Annotated in this window: 7 protein-coding genes; 6 read left to right on the top strand and 1 reads right to left on the bottom strand. The window is 42.2% G+C overall.

Annotated elements, in window-relative coordinates; translation table 11 throughout:
• Window positions 1-270 precede the first annotated feature (270 nt).
• The 6 genes from CXF69_RS00395 to CXF69_RS00370 all read left to right on the top strand — a co-directional run bounded on the left by CXF69_RS00395 (window position 271) and on the right by CXF69_RS00370 (window position 5,823).
• Complete coding sequence (locus tag CXF69_RS00395; protein ID WP_101204393.1) at window positions 271-618, top strand: hypothetical protein; 348 nt, start codon at window positions 271-273, stop codon at window positions 616-618.
• A gap of 381 nt (window positions 619-999) precedes the next feature.
• Window positions 1,000-2,058, top strand: a complete 1,059-nt coding sequence (locus CXF69_RS00390) for a TRAP transporter substrate-binding protein (protein ID WP_101204394.1) — start codon at window positions 1,000-1,002, stop codon at window positions 2,056-2,058.
• An 18-nt stretch (window positions 2,059-2,076) separates the two neighbouring features.
• Window positions 2,077-2,604: a TRAP transporter small permease gene (locus tag CXF69_RS00385; protein WP_057761870.1), complete on the top strand. Its 528-nt coding sequence runs from the start codon at window positions 2,077-2,079 to the stop codon at window positions 2,602-2,604.
• Entirely contained in the window at window positions 2,601-3,890 is a 1,290-nt protein-coding gene (locus CXF69_RS00380; protein WP_101204395.1) for a TRAP transporter large permease, read from the top strand. Before CXF69_RS00385 ends, CXF69_RS00380 begins: the two co-directional genes overlap by 4 nt.
• A gap of 234 nt (window positions 3,891-4,124) precedes the next feature.
• Window positions 4,125-5,177 (top strand): 5'-nucleotidase, encoded by a 1,053-nt coding sequence (locus CXF69_RS00375; protein ID WP_101204396.1) that lies wholly within the window; start codon window positions 4,125-4,127, stop codon window positions 5,175-5,177.
• Between the two features lie 40 nt (window positions 5,178-5,217).
• Window positions 5,218-5,823, top strand: coding sequence for a rhomboid family intramembrane serine protease (locus CXF69_RS00370; protein WP_101204397.1), 606 nt, complete (start codon window positions 5,218-5,220; stop codon window positions 5,821-5,823).
• A 57-nt stretch (window positions 5,824-5,880) separates the two neighbouring features.
• Here CXF69_RS00370 and CXF69_RS00365 read toward each other — a convergent pair whose 3' ends face one another.
• The gene (locus CXF69_RS00365) at window positions 5,881-6,429 is read right to left on the bottom strand and encodes a hypothetical protein (protein WP_101204398.1); all 549 of its coding nucleotides are present in this window, start codon (window positions 6,427-6,429) and stop codon (window positions 5,881-5,883) included.
• Window positions 6,430-6,456: the final 27 nt, after the last annotated feature.

The following is a 6,456-nucleotide window of genomic DNA, read 5'->3' as shown; positions in this document are numbered from 1 at the left end:
CGGTAGATAGCTCTTGCGTTGCCTAGCAAAGCAATGTTTTGCCTTAACGGTGCTCTTCTCGTTCGTCAGCTCTCTATCCTTGAAAAGCTCCTTGATACTGACGTATCAAGGGGCTTTTCTTTGTGCGCGGTTTGGTAATAAAGCTTAGTGCAAGAAAGTTTAGTGCTAGATGTTTCGGTCAAAACGCAAACCTTCCTACGAATCAGCTTGATATGATATTATTTATTCACTTCTAGAATCTACAATCTCTCATTTATTTTGGAGCACATTATGGGCGTTTCACTCTACTATACTGCTGAACGTTCTACTCTCTTGACTCAACAGGAGCAAGAAAAGGTTGCGTCAATAGTTAATGAATATAATGACAAATTCGAGCATGCAGATGATGCAGAGACTTTTGATCTTTATGCATATGATGATAGTGAGTCAGAGGTAATACTAGCAGGAGCTACAAAGCTACCTTCTAGTATGGATTCAGAAGATCTTATGTATACCTTAGAGCATTGGCTACAGTGTCTAACCGAGATTCGCCTTGTGGTAACTGATGCAGAATGGCATGTACATCTAGATAATAACGATGTTGTGTGGGTAGATGATAAGTGGCAGATGGAAGAATAGCGCTTCATCACTATTATTATTTATATAACTGTCTAGAGCAGCTTATATAAATCTATATGATATTTACACAATAAAGCTCTCAACTGGATAACAGGCTGAGAGCTTTTTTATGAAGAATTATTTTAATCTGCTCAATTTTTACTATTATTTATGCAGAAAATTCAAGTATCAGAGATATATCTATAATATGAATATATCCTCTATAATCTGCTCAAAATGATTTGACTTCTATCATTATAGCTGATAATTTTAAACAGTACTTTTATTACAGGTATGTAAAAAATATATCTACACCTTGTAGCCAATTTAATCTAGGATGAATCAAATTGTCTGCTCGTAATACCTTACTCCTATTCTCATAATTATCAAAAGGAATTGATAATGAAGTTAGCTCCTCTTTTTTCAATTGGTGCTTTAGCCGCTATTAGTCTTCTTGGCTGTTCTAACCAATCTGCTGATACGACTGATGGCTCATCAGCGACTTCTCAAGAAACTACCGTGCTACGGTTTTCGCATTTTTGGCCAGCAACCTCATCTATCAGTAAAGAAGTTTTTGAGCCTTGGGCAAAACAGATAGAAACAGATTCTGACGGCCGCCTAAAGGTTGAGCTGTATCCATCGGCGGGCCTTGCTAAAGCAGACGTTACTTATGAATCTGCTGCCAAAGGTACGATCGATATCGGTTCACAAGCGCATGGTTATACCAATGGTCGCTTTCCTTTGACTCAGATTACAGAGCTTCCAGGTTTATCAAATTCAGCAACTCAAATGGGCTGTATGCTACAGACCCTATATGATGATGGTACTTTGGCGAGTGAGTATGAAGATACTCATTTACTGTTTATGTATGGTGGGGGACCTGGTGCACTTCATACAACGGATAAGTTAATTCGTACGCCTGCAGATATGAAAGGTATGCGTATTCGCCGTCCTTCAGCTGTGGCAGGTGATATCATCGAAAGTGCAGGCGCTTCACCAGTAGGTCTACCTGCAAACGATATGTATACCTCTCTACAGCGCGGTGTTGTTGATGGTTTAAGCTTCCCGTGGGAGGCGGTAACAGCATTTAAGATTGATGAGATTACCAAATATCATACCAATATTCCTTTCTATAGTTCAGCGCTTATGGTAACGATGAACAAGGATAAATACGACAATTTACCTGATGATTTAAAACAAGTTTTGGATAAAAACTCAGGAATGGCGTTGGCCAGTAAAGTTGGTGAAGTATTTGATAAGCATGACCAAATGGCAATTCAAGCTGCTAAAGATAAAGGTGATGAAATTGTCGACATTCCTGATCCGCTAAATGATCCAGATTGGAAAGGGCCACTTGAAAGAGGAACCCAAAAATATCTAAGTGATGTTAACGCTTTGGGTTTAGATGCTGATGGCGTCTATGATAAAGCAAAAGCTGCCAGTGCTGCCTGTAAGGTCTAACCTAATTGGAGGTGTCACATGGCATTTTTAGTCAAGCTCAGTGTTTTAATCTCTAGATTATGCCAGTTCATCGGTGGGGTGAGTCTCATTATCATCGTCCTAACCACCATGCTCGACGTCGTCGCACGCTACATATTCAAACTCACCGGCGGTGAGTTTGGTTTTACCGTCAAAGGCAGTGTAGAGATTGTCTCCTACTTCATGCTATTTGCATTACTCGCTGCCTTTGCCGCGTTTGTCGAACGCTCACAAATCATCGTCGACGTCTTCACCCAGAAAATGCCACAGTCTATCAAAGGCTACCTTATGGGTATCTTTATGATGGGCTTCTTTGTCATCGGCATCGTCTTCTCATGGGGACTCTACGAGAGCGCCATTGACGCCTTAGAGTATGGCAAAGTCACCCAAGACCTTCGCATATCTATGATGCCTATCTATATGGTTAGTGCATTCTTAAGCATCCTACTGGCCATTCGCTCATTGATCGAATCCATCAACATCTTTAAGACAGGCGAATTCTTTGACGCCGAGGAGACAGGCGCATGAGTCCAGAAATTATCGGTGCGATTGGCCTAGTTGTCATGATCCTGCTTGTCGTCTTACGAGTGCCTGTTGCACTTGCCATGTTAGGTGTGGGATTAGTCGGTTTCGGTGCGGTCACCGCGCCTAGTGGTGCTCTGCAAATGCTCAAAGATATTCCCGTTGATGTCTTAGCTAAATATGATTTTAGTGCCATTCCCTTATTTATCCTCATGGGCGTGTTTGCAACTCACTCCGGTATGGCAGGTAAACTCTTTGAAGCCACCCGAACCATATTTGGCGGGGTAAGGGGAAGTCTTGGTATTGCCGGTATTGGTTCATCTGGTATCTTTGCCTCTATCTCAGGCTCATCACTCGCCACTGCCTCTACCATGACCAAAGTGGCGCTACCGCAAATGGAGAAGTACGGTTATCAGCCAGGCTTTGCCTGCGGTATCTTAGCCGCTGGTGGTACGCTTGGTATTATGATTCCGCCCAGTATTGCTCTACTGGTCTATGCCATCTTAACCCAGCAGTCAGTAGGTGACATGTTCATCGCTGGGTTCCTACCCGGTATGCTCGGTATGGTGATGTACTCACTTACCGTCATGGTGATGGTACGCTGGAAACCGCATTTAGCAAAGCGCGGTGAGAAAACCACGTGGAAAGCCAAGCTACTGTCACTTACGGGTTTGATACCATTTAGCTTTATCTTTATTGTGATTATTGCTGGTATCTTCTTTGGGTTATTTACCCCAACAGAAGGAGCCGCAGTAGGAGCATTTGTCTCTTGGGCTTATGCCTTTGCTAAAGGCATGCGTCTAGATGGTCTTAAGCAGTCATTGATTGAGACACTAGCACTCTCTGCAGTGGTGTTCTTTATGCTATTAGGTGCAGAGGCATTGGGGTATTTTATCTCAGTCTCACGCTTGTCTTATACCTTGGCATCTTGGATCGGTGGGCTAGCGGTCAGTCCAATGATTGTGCTGATCTGTATTTTGTTCATGTACTTCCTATTAGGACTGTTCATGGACGCGTTAGCGATGCTGGTAATCACCATACCTGTAGTGTATCCCATCATTTTAGCGTTAGGATTTGATCCCGTATGGTTTGGCATCATTGCGGTATTGACGGTAGAGCTTGGTTTGATTACGCCGCCAATGGGGATGAATATCTTTGTGATTAAGGCAATGGCACCGCATATTAAGCTGAGTGATATGTTCCGCGGGGTGGCACCATTCATTGTCTCTGATGTGATTCGTTTGGTTATTTTGGTGATGTTCCCTGCCATCTCGCTTGTACTGCTCGGGTAAGCTGAACCTAAATCCTCATGTATAACGTTATTGTATGATGCCATATTGCTAATAAAGCAGTGTGGCTTTTTTATTGGCTGATATTTTGACTAAGAATTAAGAGAGGGCAGTTTTACAAAATCACAATATGCGGTGCTGCGTGTTGGTAACTTTTCTTAGTGTTATAAAGGCTTATGAATGTAGTAAACTGGTTTTCATTCGTTTTCCTATATAACTTTATAAGTAGAGATAGTCATGGCTGTCGATTTTAGTAATACGCTCATCGTCGCAATTTCTGCAACGGCACTTTTTGATTTGACTGAGTCAGAAAACTATTTGCTAGAGCTGCTAGAGCAACGACCTACAAGTGCTATAAAAGAATTTAGGGAGTACATGACCGAGCGTGAAAATGATCCCTTGAATATTGGTGCAGGTTATCCGCTAATTAAAGCGTTACTAAACCTAAATAAGTATTCTGATAATAGTGACGGACAAGATTCAGATATTGAAACACCATTGGTCGAAGTTGTTATCGTCTCAAAAAGTAGTCCAGATACAGGTATTCAGGTACTTAATGCAATTCTAGAACATGATATCAATATCTCCCGTTCTGCTTTTGTTTCAGGTAGCCCTGTTGCGCCTTATATCAAAGACTTTAATGTAGATCTGTTCTTGACCACTAATCGCGACGATGCTCAGCAAGTTGCGGATGCTAATATCTGTGCCTGTGCCATACTAGACGCGACGCCTGTGAATACTTATGAGCTGGATACTGAGCAGCTGCGCATTGCCTTTGATGGGGATGCGGTACTTTTTGATGATTCAGGTGAATTGCTATACAAACAAAAAGGGCTGCGAGCTTTTCATGATCGTGAAGTAAAAATGCGTGATTTGCCGATTGAAAAAGGCCCTTATGCTGAATTGTTGATTAAATTATCAAATCTGCAGGAGCGCCTACCTGCTGGTCTAAAATACTCACCAGTAAAAATTGCGCTAGTGACCGCGCGCAATGCACCAGCTGACTTGCGTGCTATCAAGACACTACGAGAGTGGGGCGTGAACGTTGATATGGCGTTTTTTTTGGGAGGACTAGAGAAAACAGCGGTACTTAGAACATTTGCGCCGCATATCTTCTTTGATGATTCCATCAAGCATATCGACGCAGCACGTCGCTTTATTCCTACGGCCTTGGTTCCTTATCATTCGACGTCATTATTACATGGTGACAACTATATCCCTACTGATGAGGACGCATCATTATTATCGTTCAAACCCGCTGTACACCCACTATTTGCTGTAAACCATTAAGTAGGTATAAAAAATCTAGGTAATAAGAATAGGATGGTATATGAATTGGCAGCAATTGCTTCACTTAATTGTCGTACGAATAAAGCAGGTCATCGGACTATATGCTTTTGTGCTTATACCGATGTGGGGCATGTTTTTTCTAAATGAAGTGGTCTTATTTGGACTGTGGAATATCTTTGGTATTGTACCGCGTGCTTTAGATGTAGGTAGTATGATAGGGGTGTTTGCTTCATGGACCATGCATGGCAATTTGTCGCATTTGACTGGCAATACAGTGACGCTATTACAGATTTTGTTTTTGTTTGGACTGTTTGAAAAGAATGCTTATCGCACGGTAATTAAACTGGTGGTCGCCTCAGGACTGGTTACTTGGGTTATCGGGTCGCCATCTTCTATCCATATCGGCGCATCAGGGCTTTGTTTTGCAATGTTAGGTTATATGATAGGCGGGGCTATATTTGCGCGGCGTTGGGGTTATCTGATTGCTTGTATTGTTATGGGGACTGGTTATTGGCTGACCATTAAGCAAGGATTGATGCCGCAACAAGGTATCTCATTTGCGGCACATTTTGGTGGCTTGTGCGCTGGGCTATTGCTAGGAGCTAATTCAAAGCATACTTATTCAGCCGCTTCTCAACGCTATTAAAAGCAACTGGATGTCAGCATTTAATCAACCAACATTATCATACTAAGCGTTATAGGATCAGACGATTTCATCAGTACAGATTTTGATAAATAAAGGATCGTCTGTAGTCAGCTCTCGCCACGCAGTGGTCTGTTTAACATGTTCATTCACCGTCAGTGTGTTACCTTTTTCTGGTATTACGTAGTCTGCACGCGCAGGAACACTGCAATCGATAACTTGTGGAACTTTCTCTACACTTCTTCGTCTTTCAAATAAATATAAATTGAATAAATATATATTTGGGTTGTCTACTTGCACACTAGCATTTCCAGTATCAGCAGCGATAAAACGTAATATTTGTGGTTTAGCATAAGACCATGGGCGGAACCATTCCTTGCTTTCTGCTGTTTTGACAACTTCTACGCCTTCTGGCAGATCTCGCACTTGTTGACCATACCAGCTGTATTCCTGGTTTATCTGGAATGCAAACATCCCAATAGCAGCAAATAAGGGAATCAGCCATTTAGGTGCACGTTTGCCTGCCAGTTTGCTGAGGTGAGTTATGATAAGTGCTAGTCCAGCCATACCAAATGCGGCAGCGATGGTAGCGATAAACTCAAAAAGCATAAAATATTCCTTAATGCGTTAGATGTG

Source organism: Psychrobacter sp. Choline-02u-9 (assembly GCF_002836505.1).
Lineage (GTDB): Bacteria > Pseudomonadota > Gammaproteobacteria > Pseudomonadales > Moraxellaceae > Psychrobacter.
This window is presented reverse-complemented; position numbering and strand designations above follow the sequence as displayed.

What these genes read in the sequence shown, in the direction of transcription:
- CXF69_RS00380 (WP_101204395.1), top strand. Translation starts at nt 2,601, where the DNA reads ATGAGTCCAGAAATTATCGGTGCGATTGGCCTAGTTGTCATGATCCTG.
- CXF69_RS00390 (WP_101204394.1), top strand. Translation starts at nt 1,000, where the DNA reads ATGAAGTTAGCTCCTCTTTTTTCAATTGGTGCTTTAGCCGCTATTAGT.
- CXF69_RS00395 (WP_101204393.1), top strand. Translation starts at nt 271, where the DNA reads ATGGGCGTTTCACTCTACTATACTGCTGAACGTTCTACTCTCTTGACT.
- CXF69_RS00375 (WP_101204396.1), top strand. Translation starts at nt 4,125, where the DNA reads ATGGCTGTCGATTTTAGTAATACGCTCATCGTCGCAATTTCTGCAACG.
- CXF69_RS00370 (WP_101204397.1), top strand. Translation starts at nt 5,218, where the DNA reads ATGAATTGGCAGCAATTGCTTCACTTAATTGTCGTACGAATAAAGCAG.
- CXF69_RS00385 (WP_057761870.1), top strand. Translation starts at nt 2,077, where the DNA reads ATGGCATTTTTAGTCAAGCTCAGTGTTTTAATCTCTAGATTATGCCAG.
- CXF69_RS00365 (WP_101204398.1), bottom strand. Translation starts at nt 6,429, where the DNA reads ATGCTTTTTGAGTTTATCGCTACCATCGCTGCCGCATTTGGTATGGCT.